Source organism: Sphingomonas sp. EC-HK361 (assembly GCF_902498785.1).
Taxonomy (GTDB): domain Bacteria; phylum Pseudomonadota; class Alphaproteobacteria; order Sphingomonadales; family Sphingomonadaceae; genus Sphingomonas.
The window spans coordinates 224,400-249,213 of record NZ_LR701493.1 but is presented as its reverse complement, the minus strand read 5'-3'; the positions used below and the strand labels follow the sequence as shown (position 1 = coordinate 249,213).

At 66.7% G+C, this 24,814-nt stretch carries 15 protein-coding genes; 8 read left to right on the top strand and 7 right to left on the bottom strand.

Going from position 1 to position 24,814, the window contains the following annotated elements; all coding sequences use genetic code 11:
- Positions 1 to 10: 10 nt before the first annotated feature.
- From BOS5A_RS02595 to BOS5A_RS02580, 4 genes are read right to left on the bottom strand one after another with little or no spacing between them, the layout of a single operon-like run.
- Positions 11 to 1,288 carry a Gfo/Idh/MocA family protein gene (locus BOS5A_RS02595; protein ID WP_151953663.1) on the bottom strand — a complete coding sequence of 426 codons (1,278 nt, stop codon included), beginning with the start codon at positions 1,286 to 1,288 and terminating at the stop codon, positions 11 to 13.
- The gene (locus tag BOS5A_RS02590; protein WP_234419166.1) at positions 1,285 to 2,151 is read right to left on the bottom strand and encodes an FAD:protein FMN transferase; all 867 of its coding nucleotides are present in this window, start codon (positions 2,149 to 2,151) and stop codon (positions 1,285 to 1,287) included. The genes BOS5A_RS02595 and BOS5A_RS02590 overlap by 4 nt, the downstream gene beginning before the upstream one ends.
- A gap of 5 nt (positions 2,152 to 2,156) precedes the next feature.
- Entirely contained in the window at positions 2,157 to 3,470 is a 1,314-nt protein-coding gene (locus BOS5A_RS02585) for a Gfo/Idh/MocA family protein (RefSeq protein WP_151953662.1), read from the bottom strand.
- 13 nt (positions 3,471 to 3,483) lie between these two features.
- Positions 3,484 to 4,893: a 3-keto-disaccharide hydrolase gene (locus tag BOS5A_RS02580; protein ID WP_234419165.1), complete on the bottom strand. Its 1,410-nt coding sequence runs from the start codon at positions 4,891 to 4,893 to the stop codon at positions 3,484 to 3,486.
- Positions 4,894 to 5,117: 224 nt separating this feature from the next.
- On the opposite strand from BOS5A_RS02580, the gene BOS5A_RS02575 reads away from it, so the two are divergent.
- The 6 genes from BOS5A_RS02575 to BOS5A_RS02550 all read left to right on the top strand — a co-directional run bounded on the left by BOS5A_RS02575 (position 5,118) and on the right by BOS5A_RS02550 (position 12,932).
- Positions 5,118 to 5,861: a FadR/GntR family transcriptional regulator gene (locus BOS5A_RS02575; protein ID WP_151953661.1), complete on the top strand. Its 744-nt coding sequence runs from the start codon at positions 5,118 to 5,120 to the stop codon at positions 5,859 to 5,861.
- A 172-nt stretch (positions 5,862 to 6,033) separates the two neighbouring features.
- Positions 6,034 to 9,084 (top strand): TonB-dependent receptor, encoded by a 3,051-nt coding sequence (locus tag BOS5A_RS02570; protein WP_199857177.1) that lies wholly within the window; start codon positions 6,034 to 6,036, stop codon positions 9,082 to 9,084.
- Between the two features lie 104 nt (positions 9,085 to 9,188).
- Positions 9,189 to 9,374, top strand: a complete 186-nt coding sequence (locus tag BOS5A_RS02565) for a hypothetical protein (RefSeq protein WP_151953660.1) — start codon at positions 9,189 to 9,191, stop codon at positions 9,372 to 9,374.
- Between the two features lie 60 nt (positions 9,375 to 9,434).
- Positions 9,435 to 10,652 carry an NAD(P)/FAD-dependent oxidoreductase gene (locus tag BOS5A_RS02560; protein WP_151953659.1) on the top strand — a complete coding sequence of 406 codons (1,218 nt, stop codon included), beginning with the start codon at positions 9,435 to 9,437 and terminating at the stop codon, positions 10,650 to 10,652.
- Positions 10,653 to 10,740: 88 nt separating this feature from the next.
- Positions 10,741 to 12,261, top strand: coding sequence for a tryptophan halogenase family protein (locus tag BOS5A_RS02555; protein WP_151953658.1), 1,521 nt, complete (start codon positions 10,741 to 10,743; stop codon positions 12,259 to 12,261).
- Positions 12,258 to 12,932 carry a DUF6445 family protein gene (locus tag BOS5A_RS02550; protein WP_151953657.1) on the top strand — a complete coding sequence of 225 codons (675 nt, stop codon included), beginning with the start codon at positions 12,258 to 12,260 and terminating at the stop codon, positions 12,930 to 12,932. The genes BOS5A_RS02555 and BOS5A_RS02550 overlap by 4 nt, the downstream gene beginning before the upstream one ends.
- Here the strand turns inward: BOS5A_RS02550 and BOS5A_RS02545 are convergent.
- A complete protein-coding gene (locus BOS5A_RS02545; RefSeq protein WP_325058519.1) occupies positions 12,929 to 14,941 on the bottom strand; it encodes a hypothetical protein in 2,013 nt (670 codons plus the stop codon). The genes BOS5A_RS02550 and BOS5A_RS02545 overlap by 4 nt on opposite strands.
- Before the next feature lie 86 nt (positions 14,942 to 15,027).
- Positions 15,028 to 17,622 carry a TonB-dependent siderophore receptor gene (locus BOS5A_RS02540; protein ID WP_234419164.1) on the bottom strand — a complete coding sequence of 865 codons (2,595 nt, stop codon included), beginning with the start codon at positions 17,620 to 17,622 and terminating at the stop codon, positions 15,028 to 15,030.
- A 163-nt stretch (positions 17,623 to 17,785) separates the two neighbouring features.
- Between BOS5A_RS02540 and BOS5A_RS02535 the strand changes: the two genes are divergently transcribed.
- Entirely contained in the window at positions 17,786 to 18,949 is a 1,164-nt protein-coding gene (locus BOS5A_RS02535) for a LacI family DNA-binding transcriptional regulator (protein WP_199857176.1), read from the top strand.
- Positions 18,950 to 18,955: 6 nt separating this feature from the next.
- Here BOS5A_RS02535 and BOS5A_RS02530 read toward each other — a convergent pair whose 3' ends face one another.
- A complete protein-coding gene (locus tag BOS5A_RS02530; RefSeq protein WP_151953654.1) occupies positions 18,956 to 20,758 on the bottom strand; it encodes a sensor domain-containing diguanylate cyclase in 1,803 nt (600 codons plus the stop codon).
- A gap of 289 nt (positions 20,759 to 21,047) precedes the next feature.
- Here BOS5A_RS02530 and BOS5A_RS16085 point away from each other — a divergent pair, with 289 nt between their 5' ends.
- Positions 21,048 to 24,764 carry a beta strand repeat-containing protein gene (locus tag BOS5A_RS16085; RefSeq protein WP_151953653.1) on the top strand — a complete coding sequence of 1,239 codons (3,717 nt, stop codon included), beginning with the start codon at positions 21,048 to 21,050 and terminating at the stop codon, positions 24,762 to 24,764.
- Positions 24,765 to 24,814 lie beyond the last annotated feature (50 nt).

Sequence of the window (24,814 nt, the reverse complement as noted above, 5' to 3'; positions counted from 1 at the left end):
TGTTGTCGGATCAGACCGCGATCAGATCGGTCGGCCATGTCATCGCTTCGCCGCGGTCCATCGCATGCTCGCCAAGCAGCGAGGCGACGCTCGCCCAATAGGCCTGGGCGAGCAGCCCGGGCAGCGGCTTGCCGGTGCGCACCGCCTCGCCAAAGCCCTCGAACTGCAGCATCGTCTCGTCATACGCGCTCCACCCCAGCGACTCGCCGGGGGTGGTGACGGGCAGCTCCGGGAACCACGTGGCGCCGCCGATCGGCACGGTGCGCTTGTGGCCGCGCGCGATGTCCTGATGCATGCGCTGGAGCTGGAGCTGCTTGGGCGGCACCTCGGCAAAGATGCGGCCGAGCTCTGGCTCGATCGTGCCCTTGCTGCCCTGAATCTGCTCCTCGCAGCCATAGCGCGCATTGTTCAGCAACGAGGTGTAGATGACCTTGCGGCCGCCGGCATACTCATAAACCAGCGCGACGTGGTCGTAGACCTCGCGACCGTCTTTCCAGAAGCAGATGCTTCCCGATCCCATGACGCGCGTCGGCACGCTGTCCATGAACCAGTTGCAGACCTGTAGCTGATGGGTCGCAAGCTCGGTCATCAGACCGGCCGAGCTGTCGCGGTATAGGCGCCAGTTGATCTGGCGGTCGGTCGCGTCGGCGGGGACGGGGCGGCGCCAGCTGTTGTTGCGGTGCCAGCTTGCGCGGACCTGGGTGATCGAGCCGATGTCCCCCGCCTTCACGCGCTTCAGCGCGTTCAGATAGGTTGGATGGAACATGCGCTGGTGGCCGATCTGCAGCACCTTGCCCGCTTTGCGCGCGCCTGTGATCATCGCGCCGCAATCCGCGATCGTGCGCGCCATCGCCTTTTCGCACCAGACGTGGAGTCCCGCGTCGAACCCGGCCGCGGCATGGGCTGCGTGCAGGTTCAAGGGCGTCGCGATGACGATTGCATCATATCTGCCCGCATCGAGCATTCGGCGGTGATCGGTGAAGGCGGGCACCGCCGCGCCCACGATCTCGCGCGCCTTCGCCAGATGCGGCGCATAGGTGTCGCACACCGCGACGACCGTGCAGTTGCGCGTCTTCTGGATGTTGCGGATGAGCGCCCGCCCGCGGTCGCCGGTGCCAAGCACGGCCAGCCTTACGCGGTCGCCCGATCGCGGCACGGGTGCGGCCAGCGTCTGCGCCGCCGCGCTCGCTGCCCAGGGGGCCGCGGCGGCGACACCTGCCGCAGCGGTGGCGCCCAGCACGCTGTCGAGGAAGCGCCGGCGGGAGAGTTCGAACGTCTCATCGGTCATGCTGGGATCAGATCTCCAAGAGGCGCCGTCCGGGCGCCGTTCAGGTCGAAGCGAAAGCGCGCGCGGGGCGCATCCGCGATCAGGTGCTGCGCCTGCGCCGCGTCGGCGGCGAGCAGCGCGGTGCTCATCATCTCCGCGAGCGTGCCCGTGGTCGCGATGGCGGCGGTGCAGCGCGGCGCGGTGACGGGCGTGCCGCCCCCAGGACGAAGCGTTGCCGAGCGCTCGGGCGCATCGAGCCCTGCTCCGACGGTCGCCGAGATCGAGAGCGCCGCATCGGTCAACTGCAACTCCACCAGCGTTTCGTGCGGGCGTAGCGGGTGCGGAATCGCGAACGGCCAGCTGCCGCCAAGCGGATGCTCGCCGATGACAACGATCGAGCTTTCGCCCGCGCTCAGCAGCGCCGAGGTGACGCCGCCATCACGCAGGGCCGCCGCTGCATGGTCGAGCGCGAATCCCTTGCCCATTCCCCCGAAATCGAGCGCCAGCAATCCTGTTGCGGTGATTCGTCGTGCAGCGCGATCGAGCGACACCTGCGACCAGGCTCCGCCGCGATATCGATCGGCGGCCACGTCGAACAGCGCGAGGGTGGCGGCATATTCGTCATCGACGACGGCCAGCGCGTCGAAGAGCAGGGGGTCGTCGATCGCAGCCGTTGTCCCGGCCATCAGCGCCTCGTTGAGCGCGGTGGCGGGCGACGGCCGGTGGATCGTCAGCGCATCGTCCACCGCCTCGACCGTGCGGCGTGCGGCGGCGAGGGCGTCCGCAAAGCTTCCCTCGCTCGCGCCGGGGCCGAAGACGTGCAGCTCGATCCGCGTGCCCATGGCAGCGAACCGTTCCACCGCACCCGCGACCGGCTTCGTCACCGCGTTCAGACCTTGATCTCCCAACCCGGCTGGTAATCGACCGCCCACAATTTCAGCGCTTCCGCGCTTTTCGGCCTGCCCGTCTTCGGATCGACGGTGAGTATTTCGCCCGTGCGGTAGGCCATGTTTCCCAGGTGACAGAGCGTGGTGCTGATATGCCCCTCCGCAATCGGCGAATTGAGCGTCGTCGACTTGCCGCGGACGTTATCGACGAGATTGCCTGCGTGATAGATGTCGAGGACGCCCTCGCCGACGGTGCCGGTCGTCTCCGATTCGCCCGCCGCCTTCACGACGCGCGTTTGCTTGCCCGACAGGTCGTAGAGTTCGTAGCCGTTGCGATCGACGACGGCCGAGCCCTTGGTCCCCAGCAGCAGCACCCCGCGCCCGCGACCGTAGCGCAGCATCGCATTGCCGCTCTGGCCGTCCCAGCGAATCGTCCGGTCGCCGTCGAATGCCAGCGTCAGGGCCATGCTGTCGTACATGTCCCAATCGTCGTCGTTGAAGAACTGCCTCTGGCCGCGCGCTTCCACCTGGCTGGGATAGGTCAGCCCCATCAGCCAGCGCGCGACGTCGATCTCGTGCATGCCGTTGTTGCAGATCTCGCCCGTGCCGTATTGCCACACCCAGTGCCAGTTATAGGGCACCAGATTGGACCGATAGGCAGCACGCGGCCGAGGACCCTGCCACATGTCCCAGTCGAGCGTCGCCGGCGGGGACACGCGCTTGCCGTGGCCGATCGGCTTGCGCGCATTCGCATACCAGGTCTGCGCCTCGTAGATGTGACCGAGATCACCCGCCTTGACGAGGTCGGCCAGCTGCCGCGTTTCGGGGCTGGAGCGCTGCTGGTTGCCGATCTGCAGCTTGCGCCCGGTGCGCTTCTGCACCGCGATCATCGCCTCGCCCTCCGCGGGCGAGATTCCAACCGGTTTCTCGCAATAAACGTGGTGGCCGGCGTTCATCGCATCGGTCGCGATCTTCACATGGCTGAAGTCGGGCGTTGCAACAGTGACGATATCGACGTCCTTGTTCTGCAACAGCCGGCGATAGTCGCTTTCGGTGCGGGGGACGGGTAGCCCACGCTCCGAAAACGCGGCGACGCGCTTCGCCAGCACCGCCGAATCGCAATCGACGATATGCGTCAGCGATACGTTCGGCACTTTCGTGAACGCGGCAATATGCGCCTGCCCGCGCCCGTTGACGCCGATCGTCGCGACGTTGATGCGATCGTTCGCGCCCTTGATCCGCGCATAGCTTTTCGCGGTCATCGCGGCGCCGATCGTGGCGCCCATACCTTTGACTACCGTGCGACGGTCCATCATGGCCGATCTCCCCTTAGAGTTTGCGCAGCTTGATCGAGCGGAAGTCCACCCGGTCGCCGTGGTCCTGCAGCACGATCGGACTCTGCGGCCACGTGCCGAATCCCTGTTCGCCGGCGAACTTGCTGGCCGCCACCGCCGCGCGGAAGGCGGGCGATGCGCGGTCATATTCGACGACCTTGAACCCGTTCAGCCAGTGCTCGACATGGTTGCCGCGCACGACGATCACCGCGCGGTTCCACTCCCCGGGCGGGTTGGTGCGCTTGCCCGGACTCGCCGGGTCGGAAAGATTGCGCGCGGGGATGAGGTCGTAGAGCGAGGCGAGTGTGCGGTTGCCGTCGCGGCCCATCTTCGCATCCGGATGCCGGTCGTCGTCGAGCAGCTGATATTCGAGCCCGAGCGAGCGTGTGCCCGGCGCGACGCGGTATTTGATCCCGCTGTTCGCGCCGCGGGTCAGCCGAAAATCCACCGAAAGCTCGAAATCGCGGTAGGGCGCGGCCGTCCGGATGTCGCCGCCGCCACCGGTCGTCGACAGCACGCCGTCCGCGATTCCCCAGCCCTTTGCCGGGAATCCCGCAGCCGTCACGCTCCGCCAACCCCGGTCGCTCGTCCCGTCCCACAGCAGCGACCAGCCCGCGCGCTGCTCGCGCGCGCTCAGGCGATTGGTCAGCCAGCCTTCCTGTGGCAGCCCGGTTTCCGGCAGGGCGTAACGCGCCGGGTTGTCGGTGATGATGCGCACCGCGCGGAACCGCGCCTCGGGGCCTTTGCGCGCCTGCTCGTCGGGGATGGCATGAACCTGAAAGGCGATGAAGCCGCGGGCGTCGGTATCGTCCACCGTGTCGGTCGCCGGGACGCCGTTGATCCAGGTGCGCAGCCGGTTGCCGATCGCCTCGATACGGTAGTGATTCCAGTCGCCCGAACGAAAGGTGCGCCGTGCCGCCTCGTTGCGGCCCAGCGAGTAGAGCCACTGGCGGCGCTGCTCGTCATACATGCCGCCGCTCCACGCGCGCGGGCTCGGGTCGATTTCCGCCTGATAGCCGTGGACCACGCCGTTGCGGTAATCGGGCCTGCTCTGTCCGCGCACCATCATGCCCGAATTGAGCAGGGGATCGGTCTTCGCGTCGAACTCCATGATGTAATCGCCATAGGTCGCGTCAGAGACGAGCCAGCTGTTCGTCTTGCCCGGTGTGGCGCGCCCGACGAGCTCGCCGCCGACGACTTCGTAGACGGCGTTACCGCCCGTGCTGTGGTAGCCCGCCAGACCCGGTTTCGGCGTGATGTCGCGCCACGGTGCGCGCGGTGTCGTCGCCGCGGGTGAGGACAGGACGGGAGCCCCCGTTGCCGTGAGCAGCGCCGCTGCGGCGAGCGCGCAGGGACCCAGCGCACGTCGCAAAGGGAGATTTCGTTCGTCGCCCGGTGCCATCATCGCCCTCGTCCCTCTGTTGCGTGCCGATCGTTGTCGACACAGCCTCTTATACCCGTTTGTTAAAATGTGGTCCGGCCACATGCAATAGTCTGTCAGGCATTTTATCCGATTCGGGCAGATGGGTGCCGATATCACGGGGGCTTGACGCCGCGCCTCGCGATGCGTGAGGAGCAGGAACGGCGGCGATGAGGCGTGCGCGGCGGCGAAACGGGATAGGACATGTTATGCAGGTGCAGGGCGGCGGAAAACTGTATCGCAGGATCGTGCAGGCGATCGTTGCGGACATCACGGCGGGGATCTTCCCCATCGGCTCGCGCCTGCCGGCGGAGCGCGACCTGACAGAGCGATTCGGCGTCAGCCGTCCGACCGTGCGCGAGGCGATGATCGCGCTCGAGATGCAGGGCCTGGTCGAGGCACGCAAGGGGTCGGGGGTGTTTGTTCTCGCCTCCGCCAGCGGGGACATCGACGAGGAGCTCGACATCGGCGCCTTCGAGATCACCGAGGCGCGCCGGCTCGTGGAGGGCGAGGTGGCCGCGGTCGCAGCGACCGAAATCGACGAGGCCCAGCTCGCGGCCCTGCGCGCGCTGGTGAAGGAAATGGCGCAGGACGACGATGCCGCTGCCGAGGATGCCGATCGCCGCTTCCACATCGCCATTGCCGAGGCGACGGGCAACGCCGCGATCATCGCGGTGGTCACGGATTTCTGGGACATGCGCTTTCGTTCCCCCCTCGCGCGGCAGGTGCTGGTCAAGGCCGGGAGCCTTGGCACGAAGGAGCGGCTGGAGGAGCATGGGCGAATCCTGCGCGCGCTGGAATCGCGCAATCCGGCGGAGGCGCGGCTGGCGATGCGCGATCACCTGACGCGGGTGATCGACCATCTTCTCCACGTCGACGAGACGGAAGCGGTGGAGCGCGCACGGGCGCAGACCGACCAGCGCCGTCGCGCGCTGGCGCGTCGCACGGTGTAGCGCGGCACCCTCGCGACCACCCCCGAGCTGACAAGCGCGCTTTTTTGCCCGACCACTCTCGGGATGTTGTCATGCAGCTTTATCGGTGTTATCCGACCGGACGATAAGAATTGGTCGACCGGCATGACAACAATGCGGCCGCTCGAATGGCCGCAACAACAGGGAGAGGGGCGTGACGGACAAGCGCGCGAACAAATATCGGCTGCTCGTGTCGACGGGTCTGGCCAGCATGTTTCTGGCGACGATCGCCCAGGCGCAGACCACTGCCCCCAGCCCAACGAGCCAGCCGGGGGCCCCGGTCGAAGGGCAGACCGACCAGACCGGTGCGCCGGCGGCCGTGCCGCAGAGCGGCGCCGAAAGCCCGTCCGACCCGGACATTGTCGTCACCGGCTTCCGCGCGTCGCTGAACAGCGCGCTGAATGCCAAGCGCAACGAGACCGCGGCTATCGACAGCATCGTGGCCGAGGATATCGGCAAGTTCCCCGATTCGAACCTCGCCGAATCGATGCAGCGCATTCCGGGCGTCGCGCTGTCCCGCGGCGATGGCGGCGAAGGCCGCAACATCTCGGTTCGCGGCCTTGGCGCGCAGTTCACCCGGGTGCGGATAAACGGGATGGAAGGCGTAAGCCAGGTCAGCGGCAGCGATATCCGCGGCGGCGTCGCCACCGGTCGCTCGTTCGATTTCGTGACGTTCCCGACCGAGATCTTTTCCAGCCTCTCGGTCCGCAAGACATTGTCGGCGGACGTGGAGGAAGGCTCGCTCGGCGCGACGGTCGATCTGCGCGCGCCCAAGCCGTTCGACCAGCGCAAGGATTTCGTCCTCTCCGCCACCGCGCGCGGCATCTACAACGATATCCGCCGCGACGTCGATCCGCGGCTTTCCGCGCTGGTTTCGAAGAAGTTCGGCAATACCTTCGGGATCCTTGGCAGCATCGCCTATTCGAAGCGGCATATCGACGAATATGCCTATTCGGCGGTCGATGTGGTGCCGACGACGGTATATGGCCTGGCGCAACCCGCCGGCACCGCGAATGCAGGCGTCATCTTCCCGTTCTGCACGCCGGTCGGCTACACCTATCGCGGCGCCGCGACGAACAGCCCGGTCCCCGGCTACACCCAACCCAACGGCGTCCCGATCGGCGCCGACGCCAACAATTGCAGCACCGGCAACCCGCGCACCGGCACGACGGCGGCCTACGACTATATCATGAGCCGCACCGGGGTGAACGGTCGCCCGGGTGGCGGCGTCTATCTGCCGCGCCTGCCGCGTCCGGTGAAGAGCTCGCAGGATCAGGACCGGCTGGCCGGATCGCTGACGTTGCAGTGGAAGCCGACCGACGCCACCGATATCTCGCTCGACGGGCTGTATTCGCGGTTCAAGGTCAATCGCCTCGACACCTATTTCGACGCGCGCTCGTTCGGCCGCGCGATCTCGAACAACGGCCAGCCGCTGACGTCGGTGCGCGATATCGAGGTCGATGAGAACGGATCGCTGATCCACGGCCTGTTCGACGGCGTCGATCTGCGCTCGGAAATGCAGGACGAGCGGTTTACCTCGACCTACAAGCAGGCGAACCTCAACGTCGATCACCGCTTTTCGGATAATTTCCGTGTGTATGGCATGGCCGGGATCAACCAGTCGGTGCTCGATGTGAACCGCCTGCAGGTCGCGATCGATTCGAACGACACCCGCAACTGGGAGATCGATTTCCGCGACAATCCGGACATCCCGAATATCACCTACGGCATCGACACCACCAATGCCGCGCTCTTTCAATATGGGCCGCCGCTTACAAATGGCGACCAGCGCGGGCAGCTTTCGAATTTCATCCGCCGCAACACGATCCTCAGCAAGACCTTCGAGCTGAACACCGAATGGGAGGCGGCGCCGGGATTCACGGTCCAGGTCGGCGGCCAGTATCGCACCAACAGGTACACCGCGCGCGAACGCCAGCTGGCGACCAACACGCCGCTTGCGCTCCCCGCTGGCGTCAGCGTGGCGGACTTCGCCTTCGTCACCAGGGGAATCGGCAGCAACCTAGACGGGCAGTTGCAGGATTTCGTCTCCATCGATCCGAACAAGTTCCGCTCGGCAGTCGGGCTGGACAGCTATGTCTACTGCAGCGTGGAATGCGCCAAAGGCACCTATGGCGGGGTCGATGAGAAGTACAAGTCCGGCTATTTGATGGTGAAATTCAATACCGAAAACACGCTGCCGATCGCGATCCGCGGCGATGCGGGCGTGCGGTATGTCCACACCGATCTTGACACCTACGGGCCGATCACGACCGCCAATCCCACCGGATCGACCTACGCCTCGCGCTACGTCATCTCGAACGTCAGCCGGTCCTATGAGGACTGGCTGCCGTCGGCGAACGTGGCGATCGATATCACGCACGATCTCATCGCGCGGCTCTCGGCGGCGCGGGTCATGTCGCGGCCATCCTATGGCCAGCTGATCCCCGCGGGATCGGCCAATCTGGTGATCCAGACCGCAAGCTTCAGCAACCCGTTCCTCGATCCGATCCGCGCCAACACCTTCGATGCGTCCCTCGAATGGTATTTCGCGCCCGGATCGCTGATCTCGGTCGCGTATTTCCACAAGAATATCGAGACCTATATCCAGACCACCAGCCAGCAGGTGGCGTTCCAGGATATCGGCCTGCCGCTGTCGCTGCTGACGGGCACGCAGCTGCGCCCGACCGACCAGTTCACCGTACAGCGCAGCAACAACACGCCGGGCGGCCCGTTGAACGGCCTAGAGGTGAACGTGCAGCTGCCGTTCCGCTTCCTGCCGGGATTCCTCAGGAATTTCGGGGCGCTGGGCAACTTCACGCGCGTGCGCTCGAACATCAACTACATCATCTCGCCGACGCTTTCGCGCACCGCGGCGCTCGTCGGGCTGTCGCCGGAAACCGCGAGCGGCACGCTGTATTATGAGGACAAGAAGTTCAGCATCCGCTCGACGGTCAACTACCGGTCGGCGTTCCTGACAGCGGTGCCGAGCGGATCGGTGGATGCCGACTCGACCGCGAACGCAAGCTCGATCTTCGTCGATGCGTCAGCGTCGTACAACATCAACGACAATGTGAAGCTGATCGCAGAGGTCTCGAACATCACCAACGAGACGAACCGCCTGACCGTCGATACCGTGCGCCAGGATCCGCTCTACACCGCGTATTTCGGCCGCACCTACGCGCTCGCCGTCAACTTCCAGTTCTGACCAGCCTCCCCCTCGATCGCCGGCATCGGAACCTTCCGGCGCCGGCGATCATTTTTTCAGGAGACCGGTGCGTTTAGCGCGGACGGCTGCACAATCTCGACCGCATGTCGCTGCGCCTGTTCCAGTTCGCGATGATTTCGGTCGCATGTTATCTCGTGCTGAGCCTCTTCGCGGCGCTCGGCGTCGTATCGACCGAGTGGCTGGGCGATGCGATGGACGAGATCGTCATCACCGCAATCGAGAACTGGCAGGCGTTCTTCGGCGGGAAGCACGTCGCTGTCCCCGTGTGAGGCGATCGCCGCGCTGAGTCGCAGGAACCGTGGCGATGCCTGCGCGTATCGGATCGCGACATGGAATTGACCGAGCATCGCGACCTGCGCGGCGGCCGACCGAGCTGGGTCGCCGACGAATCCACCACGCTCGCGTCCGATACGCTGCCGGCCGGCCCGGTCGATATCGCCGTCGTCGGCGCCGGCGTGATGGGGGCGATGATCGCGCATCGTCTGACCGCGATGGGACGACGCGTGCTGGTCGTCGATCGGCGTCCGCCCGCGCATGGCAGCACCGCGGCGTCGACCGCACTGGTCATGTGGGACGCCGACGTCCCGCTCACCCACCTCGCACGCACGATCGGCATGACCGAGGCGGCACGTCGATGGCGCCGGGTCTTTTCCGCGGTGCGCGACCTCGGCGACCGCATCGCCGGGGAAGCGATCGAATGCGGCTGGGTGGCGCGGCCGGAACTGTATCTGGCGGGGACATTGCTCGACGAAGCGGCGCTGGAGGCGGAGGGGGCGGCGCGCCGTGACGCGGGCTTGCCGTCGTCCTTCGCTCGCGGCGATGCGATTGCCGACCGGTTCGCCATCGCGCCGCGCGCTGCGTTGGTGTCGGACGGCAGTTACGAGGTCGATCCGGTCGCGCTGACGCTCGGGCTGCTGCGCCGCGCGCGCGCCGGCGGTGCTACGATCGCCTCTCCGCATGACGTCACCCGGATCGAACATGGCGACGCGAGCATCCGGGTGGTCTTCAGCGACGGCCGGACGATCGCCGCGCGCCACGTGATCCTGGCGCCGGGGTATGAGCGCGCGACGCTGTTCCTGCCGCAGGCCTTCACGGTGGGATCGAGCTACGCCATCGCGACGGCGCCGGGAACCGCGCCGCTCTGGCGCGAGAATGCGATGATCTGGGAGGCGTCCTCGCCCTATCTCTACACGCGCGCGACCGCCGATGGCCGGGTGATCGCCGGCGGCGAGGACGAGGATTTCGCCGATGCGCGCCAGCGCGACGCGCTTATCGGGGCGAAGGCGGGGACGATCAGCGCGAAGCTGGGCGCGATGATCGCACAGCGCCATGTCGGGGTGGACTGCGCCTGGGCAGCAAGCTTCGGGTCGTCGCCCGACGGGCTGCCCGCAATCGGCCGGGTGGATGGCAGCGCGAACCTCTGGCTGGCGAGCGGATTCGGCGGCAACGGCATCACCTTCGCAGCGCTCGCCGCTGATATCATCGCCGCAGATTTCGCGGGACGACCCGATGCCGACGCCGGCTGCTTCTCGCCCTATCGCTTCTGATTGACTGGGCATCGGCGCCGGCGCGGTCCTGCTTGCCATCTGCGCCAAACCCGGTTCTTCTCCGCTTTGGTAACGGGAAGATCGGTCGATGCAGCGCGTCCGCAGGGTGGTGATATTGGGTGGCGGCACCGCGGGCTGGATGACCGCGGCGGCGCTCGGCGCGACGCTTGGCCAGACGGTGTCGATCAGCCTCCTCGAATCCGATGCGATCGGGACGGTCGGGGTGGGCGAGGCGACGATCCCGACGATCCACTGGTTCAACCAGCTGATCGGGCTGGACGAGGCCGACTTCGTGCGCGAGACGAAGGCGAGCTTCAAGCTGGGCATCGAGTTCGTCGACTGGACGCGCCCCGGTCACCGCTATTTCCACCCCTTCGGCCGCTACGGCGTCGATCTTGGGGCGGTGCCGTTCCACCAGCGCTGGCTGCGCGCGCGGGCGGACGGCCACGACCGGCCGCTGTCGGCCTATTCGCTGGCAGCGCAACTGGCGGAGGCAGGCGGCTTCGCCCGGCCGAGCAACGACCCCGGATCGATCCTCTCGACGCTCGGCTATGCCTATCATTTCGATGCCGGCCTCTACGCGCGGTATCTCCGTTCGCTCGCCGAGGCGCGGGGGGTGACCCGTTACGAGGGGCGGCTGGAGCAGGTCGAGCACGATGCCAACAGCGGCGTCATCACGGCGCTGACGACCGAGCGTGGCGAGCGGCTGTCGGGTGACCTGTTCATCGATTGCTCGGGCTTTCGCGCGCTGCTGATCGGCGATGAGATGGGATCACCGTTCGAGGACTGGTCGCACTGGCTGCCGTGCGACCGCGCCGTCGCGGTGCCGTGCGCACGGGTGGCAGAGACGACGCCGTTCACCCGCTCGACGCTGCGTCCCGCCGGGTGGCAGTGGCGCATCCCGCTGCAACATCGCACCGGCAACGGCTATGTCTATGCCAGCCGCTTCGTGTCGGACGATGAGGCCGCGGCGACGCTGCTCGCGAATCTCGACGGCGAAGCGCTCGCCGAGCCGCGGATGCTGCGCTTTCAGGCCGGGTTCCGGCGCGAGGCGTGGCGCGGCAACGTCGTCGCGATCGGCCTGTCCTCGGGCTTTCTCGAGCCCCTGGAATCGACGAGCATCCATCTGATCCAGAGCGCGATCGCAAAGCTGATCACGCTGTTCCCGGACGCCGATTGCGATCCCGCGCTCGCGCGCCAGTTCAACGCGCTGTTCGGGCGCGACATGGACGGCATCCGCGATTTCCTCATCCTGCATTACCACGCGACGACCGGCCACCATCACCCGCTGTGGCAGCACACGCGGACGATGGCGCTGCCCGACACGCTGATCGAGAAGGAGGCGCACTATGCCCGCTCCGGACGAGTGATGCTGTCGTCCGACGAACTGTTTCGCGAGGCGAGCTGGCTTGCGGTGCTGAACGGACAGGGGATCGTCGCGGCCGGGCCGGCGCCGATCGCCGATACGCTGGACGGCGCGGCCAACCGCCGACAGCTCGACCAGATCGAGGCGGTGATCGCGCGCGCGGTGCCGACGCTGCCCCGCCACGACGACGCGATCGCGGCGCTGCTCGGCGAATCCGGCGCACGGGCATCGGTTCACGGATGAACGCGCCGCGCGTCACGGTCCGGCTGGTCGGCGCGGAACGCGAACCGGTCGCGATCATCGAGAATTTCGCGCGCGATCCGGATGGCCTGCGCCGGTTCGCCGCGCAGCAGCGCTACGAACCGGCCGGGCGCCACTATCCCGGTATCAAGGCGACGCTTCCGGATAGCTATATGCCCGCCCAGGCCACGCTGATCGGGCGAATCGCGCGCGAAGTCTTCGGCGCGGGGCCGTCGCTGGACGTGCTGGAGGCGCGCTTCTCGATCGTCACCGCGTCGCCCGATACGCTGTCGCTGTCGCAGCGGCTGCCGCATGTCGATGCGCTGGAACCCGGCCGGCTGGCGCTCATCCATTACCTCGTGCCCGACGGCACGGACGGCACCGCCTTCTACCGCCAGCGGTCGAGCGGATACGAAACGGTCGATGCCGCGCGTAGCGAGACCTATTTCGCCGCGCTCAACGAAGCGATCGCAGCGCGGGGGCCGCCGCCGATGGCGTATATCGCGGGCGACACGCCGCTGTTCGATCAGACCGCGTGCATTCCCGGCGCCTATAACCGTGCGCTCCTCTACCGCAGCCGCATGCTCCATTCGGGCGCGATCCCGCCGCATGCGCCGCTGCCGGCAGACCCGCAGACGGGCCGGCTCACGATCACCGGGTTCTTCGCGACCTAGCGCGCCTTTGGCGGCCGGACGGCGAGATAGACCGTGCTCCACAGCTGCGCGGCATTGGATTCGTCGACATCCGCCTTGCCCGCGCCGAAGGGCACGATGCGGTAGCGGCCGTCACGATAGGCCCAGGACCACAGCTCGGAACTCTGCACCGCGCGTGCGGCGCCGATGGCGCGCCACAGCGCCGCCTGTGCCGCGATCAGCCGCGTGCGGGTCGCTGGCGGCAGGTCGCGCCGTGCGAGCTGGCGCTCGATCCCCGCGGCAAGCAGCGCCTGCTGCCACGACCATACGACCGCACCGTGATAGGCCGCCGGCGTGAAGCGGCTTTGCGCAGCGGTGTCCGCGAACGCCGGATTGGCGACGAGCAGCCCGATGTCGGTCATCAGGCCGGCGGGGAAGGGGCGCATGATGCCGCCGATATAGGTATCGAGATCGGCCGGCGTCGGCGTGTCGAACAGCAGCGCGAACCCCTCGTCCGAATTGACGATCGGAACGGGGGCACCGTCGCTTTTCCGAAGCGACAGCGCGTGGAAGACGAGCGGCTCCCGCCCGAGCGCCGCCAGACCGGGCTGGGCGGGCACCCCGAGCGACGCTGCGTAGCGGCGGATCTGTTCGCTCGCCTTGCCGGACTCGATTTCGACCCGGAACAGCGGCGGCGCCTTTTCGCGCCATGTCCGTGCCATCGCACCGGCGCGCTGGAATGTCGCACGGTCGGCGGGAGAGAGATAGGCATCGAGGAGTCCGGCGCGCAGCAACCTGTCGGCCGCCCCGATCGCCGCGGGCACCAGCGCCGCATTCACGTCATAGGGGTAGATGCCGCGACCGAGCCCTTCGTCGCTGTCGCGCCATTCGCCGGTCATCCGCCCCGGCTTGATCGCGATCAGCGTGGCGGTGGCCGGACGCTCGGCAAACGGACGCGCCTGGGACAGTACGAAGCGCAGGTTGCGGACGAGCGCCGCGCCGACCGTCTCGCGCTTGCCCGGCTGGCTTTCGCTGTGCACCGGTTCCGCCAGATAGGCTGCGGCGCGCGCGCGGCCGGGGCCGAGCAGATAGTCCGCGGCGACGGGGCCGAGCATGTAATCGTCATCGACCATGCCGTAATCGAACTCGGCCGCGTCGCCTGCGCGGCCGGCCTTGCGGTTGGCGACGACCGCGAACTCGCCGATCCCCTCTTCATGCGCGACCTCGCCGCCGGGCGACAGACGCGCGATGACCGCGTTCAGCCCGGATTCGATCGCGACGGGCCGCAGCGCGGGCATCAGCAGCCGCACCGACATAAGCGTGTCGCGCCCGAAATAGGTATCGAAGCGCCACGACCCTGCGAGGAACTTCTCGCGGTAGCTGAGGAACGCCAGCGCATTGCGCGCGGCGGGATCGGCCGCTGCGTTGGCGTTCAGCAACTGCGCGATCGGGAGCGGGGTGAGCGGCGTCTCGCCGGTAAGCGCCGTAATCTCCACGCGGATCCGGCGATTGGCGCCGGCGACGATCGCGCCGCCCGCGATGCGCCCCTCCACGACGCGCAGGCTGAGGTCATAGCCCGGTGCGCCGTCCAGCCGCGTCCGGCGCCAGGTCATCGTATCGCCCGCGATTGTCGGCTTCACGCCGACCTCTGCGGGGAAGGTGCCGACCGCCTGATAGTCGCGCAGGAAGCGCACGCTGGACAGCACGGCCTGTCTGGGGACGAGGCGCGGCGCATCGATGCTCGCAGTCACCCCGATGCCGTGCAGCGCCCCGCGAGAGAGCGGCTGCGGTGGCTGGTCGAGCCGCCACGTCGCGCGGGCGGTGCGATCGAACCACAGGCCGACGCCGCTGTTGCCTGCCGGGAAGGCGACGAGAATGCGGGGATCGGTGCCGTTGCGCAGCAGGAGGTGCGCCGCGACGGGTCCGTTCCGGACGAAGGCGTTGAGGTTCTGGCCCTCGGTCAGCTGATAGGCGAGCTCGGGCCGCACGGGTGCAGGCGCCGCGCTGCCGATCGTGGAGAGCAAGGCCAGTATCGGAAGGGTCACCATCATCCGCATCGCATCGCTCCGTTACGCCCAATGCAGAGCGGCGGAACGCGATTTGCGCCCGCCGCCCGGTCGTCCCCGCTTCGAAAAGCTTAGAACTTCAACGTGATCGACCCGCCATAGGTCGCCCCAACGATCCCGCGCGCGTAGAAATAGCCATCGGTGATCGCCTGGGTCTGCCCCTGCCGCGGATTGCCCTCGGTCAGGCCGATGACGTTGAAGATGTTGTCGGCGTTGAAATTGGCCTGGATCGAGTCGCTCAGGTTCAGCGTGACGCCAGCGCTGGTCACGCCGTAGCTCGGCAGCGCGACGCCATTGCCCGCATCGGCGAAGATCCGCCCGATATATTTGTAGCGGCCGTAGATTTCGCCGAGACCGTTCGGAAGTTTGATCGCCGGGGTGATCGTAAAGAGCTTCGCGGGCGTCCGCTCGGGGCGATTGCCCTCGAAGCCTTCCTGGTTGGCGCCGTTGATCGCCAGATTGACGAGCTTCGGCTCCTGGAACACGCCCTGGAAATCGATCGAGAACCAGTCGATCGGGCGGACGTTCAGGTCGATCTCGATACCCTTGGTGCGCAGGTCGGCATTGATGTTGCTCTGGATCGTCGGGTTCGTGGGATCGGCGAAGTTGTAGTTCTGGTTGCGGAAGTTGGTGCGGAACACCGTCGCCGATCCGCTGAAGAACCGGCCATACTGGCCGCGCACCCCTGCTTCGTAGAGTTCGATCGTGGTGATCGGATCGACGTTGTTGGTCTGGAAGCCGTTGGCGTAGCGCGCATAAACGGCGAAATTGGGCGTGAGCTGATAGTTCGCGCCCACCGTATAGGCCAGTTTGGACTGCGTTTTCTTGCGCGTCGTGTAGGTGCCGTCGAAGGTCGAGCCGACGTTGCGGATGACACCCACGACGCCGGGCTGCACCGCCTGGTTCGTGGCGGCGGTGTTGCCGTCGATCGCGGTCGCACTGTCGCTTTCCCAGCGGATGCCGCCGTCGATGTGAAGATCGCCGAACGACAATTCGTCGTTCGCGTAGAGCGATACGGTGGAGTCGTTGCGCTGGCGGATGCCGGCGCCCCAATCGCCGTACGAGACGAGGCCGTTGTCGCTGAGCGTGCCGACGACGTTGTTGTTCGCGTCCAGCGCGACGATGTCGTAGATGTCGCTGTTGGTCTTGACGTCGTTGACGACGCTCGCGGTCGCGGACTGATCCTGGAAGCGTTTGACGTTGTAATACATCACGCCGGCTGTCAGCGAGTTCTTGAAGCCGCCGCTTTCATATTCCCACGTCCCTCCGACATTCATGCCGAAGTCCTTGCCGTCGATATAGTCGTGGTTGAGCGTCGTGCGCTGGAGGAAGCCGTTGTTGTTGAGCGCGTTCAGCTCGGCGGTCTGGTTCGATCCGAGCAACACGCCGGTGCGCAGGTTCTTGATGCCGTAGCGCACGGTGTTGGGGAATGCCTGTCCGCCCAGGCACAGCACCTGCCCGATCGGCGAGGTATAGGTGTAGCTGGCGCAATTCGTCGGATCGGCGCCCGCGGTCAGCGTGCCGTTGGGATTGAGATAGTTGACCGCGCTGGTCAGCCCCGCATTGCCGGTGCCGGAACCGGGGAACAGGCCGTTGAAGTCGTAGGAATATTTGAGGTAGCGGCCGCGCGCGAAGAGATTGAACGAATCACCGACCGGCTTTTCGATGTCGAGCCGGATTTGCGCGGTCTTCGCCTTCACGCCGTCGCGGTAGCGGAAATCGCGAAAGCCGCTGGGATGCGCGAAGGTCGAGACCGGGACCGCGATGTTCGAAAACGCGTCGCCACCGACATTGCCGAACTGGGTGTCCAGGCTGGGGATGCCGGCCGGCTTGCCGTCGGTGAAGCGATAGGGCTGGTCGGCATAATAGGCGTTCTCGACATTGCCGCCCTTGGCCGTGACGCGGACATAGCCGCCATCGTCGAACTTGTATTCCAGCGCGCCCTTCACGCGGTAACCCTGATAGTCGAACGGGTTCTTGCGGACGCCCGGGCTCGACTGGACATAGCCGCCGATGTTGAAGGCCAGATTGTCGGTGATCGGCTGCGAATAATAGAAATCGCCGCGCTTCAGCCCGTAATTATACGCCGTGACCCGCGCCATTCCCTCGGCGCGGCTGAAATTGGGGCGCTTGGAGATGAAGTTGATGGTGGCGCCTGCGCCGTTGACGGTCAGCACGCCCGACGATCCGCCCTTCACCGCTTCCAGCCGGTCGATCGTCAGATCCTGATCGAAGAAGAAGTCCGCGCCGCCGCCGCTGTAGAGGATCGGCAGACCGTCTTCCTCAAGCTGGACGAAGCGCTGGCCGCCGCCCTGCAGGCCGCGCACCGAATAGTTGTTCGAGATCGCGCCCGCCGTGCCCTCGACGAAGATGCCGGGCACGAGCTCGAGCATGTCGGCGGTCGATCGCGGCGCCTTTCGATCGATATCGTCGCGATTGGCAAGGGTGATGTCGGCCGATGCGGTAATGAGCGGGCGGTTGCGCGTCGTCTGGCCGGTAACGACGATGTCCTCGTCCTGCGGCTCGGGCGCGGGTGTCTGTGCGGCAGCCTGCGGATCGGCCTGAGTCTCGGGCGCGGGCGCGACCTGCGCCGCCGCGGGCAGCGCGGGAAGGGCGGCGCCGAGCAGCAGCATGGCGCGGATGCTCATGTGACGGGTCTTGATCATGCCCTCTCCTCCTTTTCGGCTGGCTCGTTCTCGCGGCCGGCTCGTCCCTGGATAGTGCCGAAACATACTTAATCGGGAAGCCATTGCAAACGTTTGTTGCGCGGGCGGGCAACGGAATCGTTTCGTCGTTGGCACGACGCGCATGCGCGCTATACCGATGGCAATGCCCGTCACCGAACACCCGCGCGGGAAGCCCGAAACGCGCGTCCGCACGATCGTCGACCTCGCCCGGGTCGCCGGCGTCTCGGCGGGCACGGTGTCGCGTGCGCTGGCGGACTCGCCGCTCGTCAATCCGGGCACGCGCGCGCGGATCCAGGCGCTCGCGACGCGCCACGATTTCCGGCTCAACCAGATGGCGAGCCGGCTGCGCACGAAGCGCACCGGGGTGATCGGGGTCGTCGTGCCGCTTGGGCATGAGCGGCGCCAGCATCTGTCCGATCCGTTCTTCATGCTGATGCTCGGTCATCTCGGCGATGCGCTGACCGAGATCGGCTATGATCTCATGCTGTCGCGCGTGATCCCGGACGCGCCCGACTGGCTGGAGCGGATCGTCGATTCGGGGATGCTGGACGGCGTGCTGCTGCTCGGCCAGTCGGATCAGCGCGATGCGATCGAACGGGTCGCCGAGCGCTATCTGCCGCTCGTCGTGTGGGGCGATCTGGCCGAGGGGCAAGTGCATTGTTCGGTGGGCACCGACAATTTTCGCGGTGGCCGGCTGGCGGGGGAGCATCTGCTTTCGACCGGCGCCACGCGCATCGCCTTCCTCGGCGACGTGCGCGCGCCCGAATTCGGACTGCGCTTCGCCGGGCTGTCTGCCGCCACCGCGGCGGCCGGGGCTGCGCCGCCGGTCCTGCTCGAAACGCACCTGGCCGCCGATGTGATGTATGCGGAGATCGGCGCGCATCTCGACAAGCACGGCGCGGTGATCGACGGCATCTTCGCAGGCTCCGACGTGATCGCGATGATGACCCTGCGCGCGCTGGCGGATCACGGGATCCGGGTGCCGGAGGCGGTGCGGGTCGTCGGCTATGACGATTTGCCGCTGGCCCGGCAGACCGTGCCGCGGATCACGACGGTGCGCCAGGATTTCGCGGGCGGCGCAAAGGCGATGGTCGATCGGCTGCTCGCGCGCATGATCGGTGATGCGATGCCGTCGCTGAAATTGCCCCCTTCGCTCGTCATCCGCGGGTCGAGCGACGCGGCGGTCGAGGCGGGTAATGCACTGTCCCGCCCGGCCCCTTTCGACCGGGCCGATAACGATGCCTTGCCGGTCGAGCCGGGTCCGCAAGCGTCGCTCAGGCGATCGCGGAGCGGCCTGAAGCGCTAGGCGCGGTCACGCAGCGAGGCACAGGCAGTTGCGGCCGGCGTTCTTGGCTTCGTAAAGTGCCGCATCCGCCCTTCGCAGGATCGCATCGAGCGTCTCGCCCGGGGACACGATCGCGATGCCGAGGCTCACGGTGACCCTGGGGTCGCTATCGCCGTCGCCGCCGCTGCTTTCGACCGCGCCTCGCACCCGCTCGGCGATCCGCGTCGCTACGTCGGCCGGAGCGTCGGCAAGGACGAGGACGAACTCTTCCCCGCCATAGCGCCCGAGCATGTCGGTGCTGCGCAGCCCGGCGGCCGCAGCGACAGCCACACGGCGCAGGACAAGATCGCCGATCGCGTGCCCGAAATTGTCGTTGATCGCCTTGAAATGATCGATGTCGAAGATGACCACCGCGAGGTCGCTGCGATCCTTCGCCACCACGGCGAGCTGGTGCGTCAGGTGGCCGACGATCCGGCGGCGGTTCGCGAGCCCCGTCAGCGGATCGGTTTCGGCCAGCAGCTGCGCCGCCTGTGCCGATTTTTCGGCGGCATCGCGCGCCTCTTTCAGGATCCGGCGCGCCGCGACCTGATCGGTGATGTCCTGGATCAGGCCGAACAGGCCGATCGCGTTGTCCCGCGAGGAAAAATCGCGCTCGCCGCGGGAGACGACATGCCGGACCACGCCATCGGGGCGAACGATCCTCGCCTCGAATTCGAAGGGAAGGCCATCGCGTAGGGCATCTTCGACGATCGCGGCGACCCGCGCGCGATCGTCCGGATGATAGGCGTTGATCGCTTCGTCGATCGCCGGCGGGGTTTCTTCGGTCCGGCCGTGGATTCGAAACACCTCGGGCGACCAGAAGATCGCCCGGGTCGTCGGATCGACGCGCCAGTGCCCGAGTTGCGCGATCTTCTCGGCCTGGTCGAGCAGGCGCAGGCGCTCCGCCAGGTCCAGCCGCAAACGGTCGCGCGCGGCGAGCAGCGTCGCCATCGGCAGCGCCGAGGCGAACAGCGCGAGCAGGTAGACCTGATAGAACAGGACGTCGCTCTGATGGCTTCCCCCGGCGAGGAGGGCCGTTCCCCTATGCGTGCCGATGGCGATCGACCCGATCGTTGCGGTGATGGTCATGCTGACGATGCCGCCCAGCGCGCCGGCGCGCAGGACGGCGATGATGATGACGATCATCGGCACGAACAGGATCGGATAGGGCGATCTAAAGAAGGTCTCCGCGCTTGCCGCCAAGGTCAGCGCCGCGATCCATGCGATATCCCTCACGCTGCCCGTTTCGGTCTTGGCGCGGGGCGAGGTCGAAAGCTCGAACGACGCGTGGAGCAGCGGCGTGACCAGCAGCATGCCCAGCCAGACCGTGGTGAACCACGACAGGGTGAAGCGCCAGTCGCTGGCAGGATCGACGCATGCCGCGATCGCGGCGCTGACCGCCGCCGCGGCGAGCGTTGCCGCGAAGAAGCGGGACAGCCCGCGCGGATCGATGAAGGAAAGTCGAACCGGCTGGCGCCGGCGCAGCAGGAGGCCGGCGGTCAGCGCCTCTGTGATATTGGCGACGGTGAAGCCGGCGGCGACCCAGGCTTGCGTCCCCGCGAGCAGATTGGCCAAGACGCTGCCCGCCGCCGCGGCGATGGCAAAGGGCATGATCCGGCGGCCGGGAAGGATCAGGACCGCCGCGAGCAGCAGCCCGCTGGGCGGCCAGATCGTCGCGATCCCGTCGCTGCCTTTCGTCAGCGCGAGCGAGACTGCGGCGACCGCGTAATAGGCCAGCCCCAAAAGACAGGGCGGCCATGCGCGCCGCACCCAGGATTTCGTCCGTCCCATCACAGCGTGTGCTAATCACAAAGAGGTTAATGGACCCTCAGGCTCACCGTCCCTGTCCGACTGGGGGGGCGGGTTTTTTCTGTGCGTTGTCGCGAGCATGGCCGCGTCAAGATACGGGGCAGGAGGCAGAGCGGTCAGCGACGCGGCGCGACCGACGCTGGTCCAAAGGGCTTAGTCTCCCCCGAATGAGCACTCGCCTTCTATTTCGGCCGGGCCGAAATGGTCCTTCGTTGATCGAAGCGGCGCCCGATAGAATTCGTCGCGGGTGAATCTTTCGAGGGACCGGGCGATGGCCGATTATTACAACACACTTGGCAGCTCGATCGCCAACGGCACGACCGGGCGTGATCTGTTCTTTCCGTTTACCAAAGACCCCAATTTCGACCATCTGCGCGCCGACGCGACACTGTCGCAGCTCGTCTGGAGCACCGGCATCCTGACCGGCAGCGGCACGGCGTATCAGATCATCGCGCCCAACGTGCAGATCTCGATGGATTTGCTGAACGGCGGCGAAGGGACGGACATCGTCTATGCCTCCAATGTCGCAGACGCGCTGTTCTACAATAATGGTGCGATTGCGGGCGGGTTCGGCGGGTTCAGCAACATCGAACAATTCTGGATGGGGGACGGCGACGATATCATCGATCTGACCGCGCACGGCGCCGGCGGAGTCGATTACGCGAAGGCCGCGGCGATCCACGGCCAGGGCGGCAACGACATCATCATCGGCGGGGCGGGCAAGGACACGCTGGAAGGTGATGCCGGCAACGACATCATCTTCGGCTGGCGCGGTAGCGACACGATCTTCGGCGGGACCGGCGACGATCTGCTCTACGGCGACGATCTGGGTTTCAACGGCATCGCGGGCGACGACACGATCGACGGCGGCGCCGGCAACGATATTTTGTATGGCGGCCGCGGCAGCGACAAGATGACCGGGGGCGACGACAACGACATCCTTTATGGCCAGGCCGGCGGCGACAACATGTCGGGCGGCTCGGGCGACGACCTGCTCTACGGCGACGATGCCGATACGACGAGCAACGACACGCTGAACGGCGATGCCGGCGCGGACCGGCTGTATGGCGGCGGCGGCGATGACGAGCTTTATGGCGGGTCGGGCGACGATTATCTCGATGGCGGCACCGGCAACGATTACGTGCACGGCGGAGCAGGCAACGACACGATCGTCGCCGGCGCGGGCAACGACATCATCGACGGCAGTGCCGATATCGATACGGTGGTGTTCGCGGGCAACCGGGCGGATTATCAATTCGCGCTGCAGACTGACGGGAGTTTCATCGCGACCGACATGCGCGGCGGATCGCCCGAGGGGACGAAGACGATTCGCAATGTCGAATTCTTCGCCTTTGCCGATACGACGGTATCGTCGACGCTGCTCAACTATCTGCCAGTCATCACCTCGAACGGCAGCGGCGCGGCGGCCTCGCTCGATATCGACGAGAATGCGACACTGGTCACGACGGTCACTGCCACCGATCAGGACGCGGGGCAGACGCTGACCTTCACGATCGCTGGCGGCGCGGATGCGGCGCTATTCACCGTCGATCCCGTCACGGGTGTGCTGAGCTTCATCACGGCGCCCAATTTCGAGAGCCCATCGGATGCCAACGGCGACAACGTCTACCGTGTCGTGGTCGCGGTGAACGACGGCAATGGCGGGGTCGATACGCAGGACCTGTCGGTGAACGTTCGCGACGTGCCCGATGGCTTTGCCCCGGTCATCACGTCCAACGGCGGCGGTGCGACCGCGGCGATCACGGTCAACGAGAACCTGACCGCCGTCACGACCGTCACTGCGACCGATGCCGATGGCCCGACGCTGGCCTTTGCGATCATCGGCGGCGCGGACGCTGCGCTGTTCGCGATCGATCCCGCGACCGGCGCGCTGACCTTCAAAAACGCCCCCGACTTCGAAAATCCGGGCGATGCCAATCACGACAATGTCTATGACGTCGTCGTCCAGGCGAGCGACGGCAACAACACCGACAGCCAAGCGCTCAGCGTGACGGTCGGCAATGTGAACGACAACGCCCCCGCCCTGACGTCGTTCGGCGGGGCGCTGGCGGCTTCCTTCACGGTCAACGAGAACGTGACCGCAGCCACGACGATCGCGGCGAGCGATGCCGATGGCGACGCGCTTTCCTACACGATCACCGGCGGTGCCGATGCGGCGCTCTTCGCGGTCGATGCGGCGACGGGGCGGCTCACTTTCATCACCCCGCCGGATTACGAGGCACCCGGCGACAGCGACCATGACCGCATCTATCAGGTCGTGGTGAGCGCGAGCGACGGCACGAACAGCGTCGCCCAGGCGCTGTCGATCACCATCGCCAACGTCAACGACAACGCCCCCGTCATCACCTCGAACGGCGGCGGTGGCACCGCGTCCCTCGGCATCGCGGAGAACGGCACCGCGGTGACGATTGTGACCGCGACCGATGCCGACGGCACCGTCCCGACCTACGCCATCGCGGGCGGCGCGGATGCGGCGCTCTTCACCATCGATCCGGCGACCGGCGCGCTATCCTTCCTGTCGGCCCCCGATTTCGAGCATCCGCTCGATGCCGATGCGAACGGCATCTACCAGGTCACCGTCCGCGCGACCGACGGGCTGAATGTCGTCGATCAGCTCCTGTCGGTCAGCGTCACCGACGTGAACGAGGTCGGTCGCACGATCACCGGCACGTCGGGCAACAACACGATCAGCCCGACCACGACCGTCGTCGGCTATCAGACGACCGCGCTGGGCGACACCATCTATGCGCTCGCCGGCAACGACATCATCGATGGCGGGGCCGGCGCCGACTACATGGACGGGGGTGCGGGCAACGACACCTTCTACGTTGATACCTTCTCCGACGACGGCTATGCGGGCAATGACGACCGGGTGATCGAACTTGCCGGCGGCGGCACCGATCTCGTCTATGCCTCGGTCAGCTACCGGCTCGCCGATCAGGTCGAGAATCTGACGCTCACCGGCACCGCCGCGCTCAACGGCTATGGTAACGATCTGGCCAACATCATCACCGGGAACGATGCCGCCAACCGGCTGGAAGGTGGGCTCGGTGCCGACACGCTTTACGGGATGGGCGGCAACGACACGCTCGACGGCGGCGACGGCAACGACCGGCTTTATGGCGGCGACGGCACCGACACGCTGATCGGCGGGACGGGCGACGACACGCTCGACGGCGGCACCGGCGCCGACACGATGACCGGCGGCGACGGCAATGACAGCTATTATGTCGACGATGCGGGCGACCAGGTGGTGGAGCTGGCGAACGGCGGCACGACCGATCAGATCTTCTCCGCGATCACCTACAGCCTGCCCGCCGAGGTCGAGAAGCTGACGCTGACCGGCACCGACGCGATCGACGGGCGCGGAAACGAGCTCAACAACACCATCACCGGCAACGGCGCGAACAACGGCCTGTGGGGCGGTGCGGGCAACGACACGCTGTCCGGCAATGCCGGCGACGACCGGCTCTTCGGCGAGGACGGGCTCGACACTTTGGACGGCGGGGTGGGCAATGACCGGCTCGATGGCGGTGCGGGGGCCGACACGCTTCTCGGCAAGGCCGGCAATGACACGCTCATCGGCGGCGCAGGCAAGGATACGCTGACCGGCGGGACCGAGGCCGATACGTTCGTGTTCAACTTCGGCGATACCACGCTCAACAGCGCCAGCTACGACCGCATCACCGACTTCAAGGCGAGCGAGGGCGACGTCATCGACCTCGATGTCGTGAACGGCAGCCTGGCGCCTGCGGACTTCACCGCGACGACCATCGCGACCAACAATTTCGCCGACGCCCTTACCGCCGCCAAGCTCACCCAAAGCGCGGGGCATATCACCTTCGTCGCCGGCGCGACCGACGGATGGCTGTTCTGGGACGGCAATGGCGACGGTGTCTTCGACCAGTCGGTGCTGCTGTCCGGCGCCAACACCCAGAGCGCGATCGATCCCTTGCATATCGTGTGACCGGTCGAGGCAGGCCGGCACGCGGGGAGCGATCATCGGTGCGACTCGGT

Coding starts and splice junctions, on each gene's coding strand:
- BOS5A_RS02595 (WP_151953663.1), bottom strand. CDS start 1,288: ATGACCGATGAGACGTTCGAACTCTCCCGCCGGCGCTTCCTCGACAGC.
- BOS5A_RS02585 (WP_151953662.1), bottom strand. CDS start 3,470: ATGATGGACCGTCGCACGGTAGTCAAAGGTATGGGCGCCACGATCGGC.
- BOS5A_RS02580 (WP_234419165.1), bottom strand. CDS start 4,893: ATGATGGCACCGGGCGACGAACGAAATCTCCCTTTGCGACGTGCGCTG.
- BOS5A_RS02575 (WP_151953661.1), top strand. CDS start 5,118: ATGCAGGTGCAGGGCGGCGGAAAACTGTATCGCAGGATCGTGCAGGCG.
- BOS5A_RS02565 (WP_151953660.1), top strand. CDS start 9,189: ATGTCGCTGCGCCTGTTCCAGTTCGCGATGATTTCGGTCGCATGTTAT.
- BOS5A_RS02560 (WP_151953659.1), top strand. CDS start 9,435: ATGGAATTGACCGAGCATCGCGACCTGCGCGGCGGCCGACCGAGCTGG.
- BOS5A_RS02555 (WP_151953658.1), top strand. CDS start 10,741: ATGCAGCGCGTCCGCAGGGTGGTGATATTGGGTGGCGGCACCGCGGGC.
- BOS5A_RS02550 (WP_151953657.1), top strand. CDS start 12,258: ATGAACGCGCCGCGCGTCACGGTCCGGCTGGTCGGCGCGGAACGCGAA.
- BOS5A_RS02545 (WP_325058519.1), bottom strand. CDS start 14,941: ATGATGGTGACCCTTCCGATACTGGCCTTGCTCTCCACGATCGGCAGC.
- BOS5A_RS02540 (WP_234419164.1), bottom strand. CDS start 17,622: ATGATCAAGACCCGTCACATGAGCATCCGCGCCATGCTGCTGCTCGGC.
- BOS5A_RS02535 (WP_199857176.1), top strand. CDS start 17,786: ATGCCCGTCACCGAACACCCGCGCGGGAAGCCCGAAACGCGCGTCCGC.
- BOS5A_RS02530 (WP_151953654.1), bottom strand. CDS start 20,758: ATGGGACGGACGAAATCCTGGGTGCGGCGCGCATGGCCGCCCTGTCTT.
- BOS5A_RS16085 (WP_151953653.1), top strand. CDS start 21,048: ATGGCCGATTATTACAACACACTTGGCAGCTCGATCGCCAACGGCACG.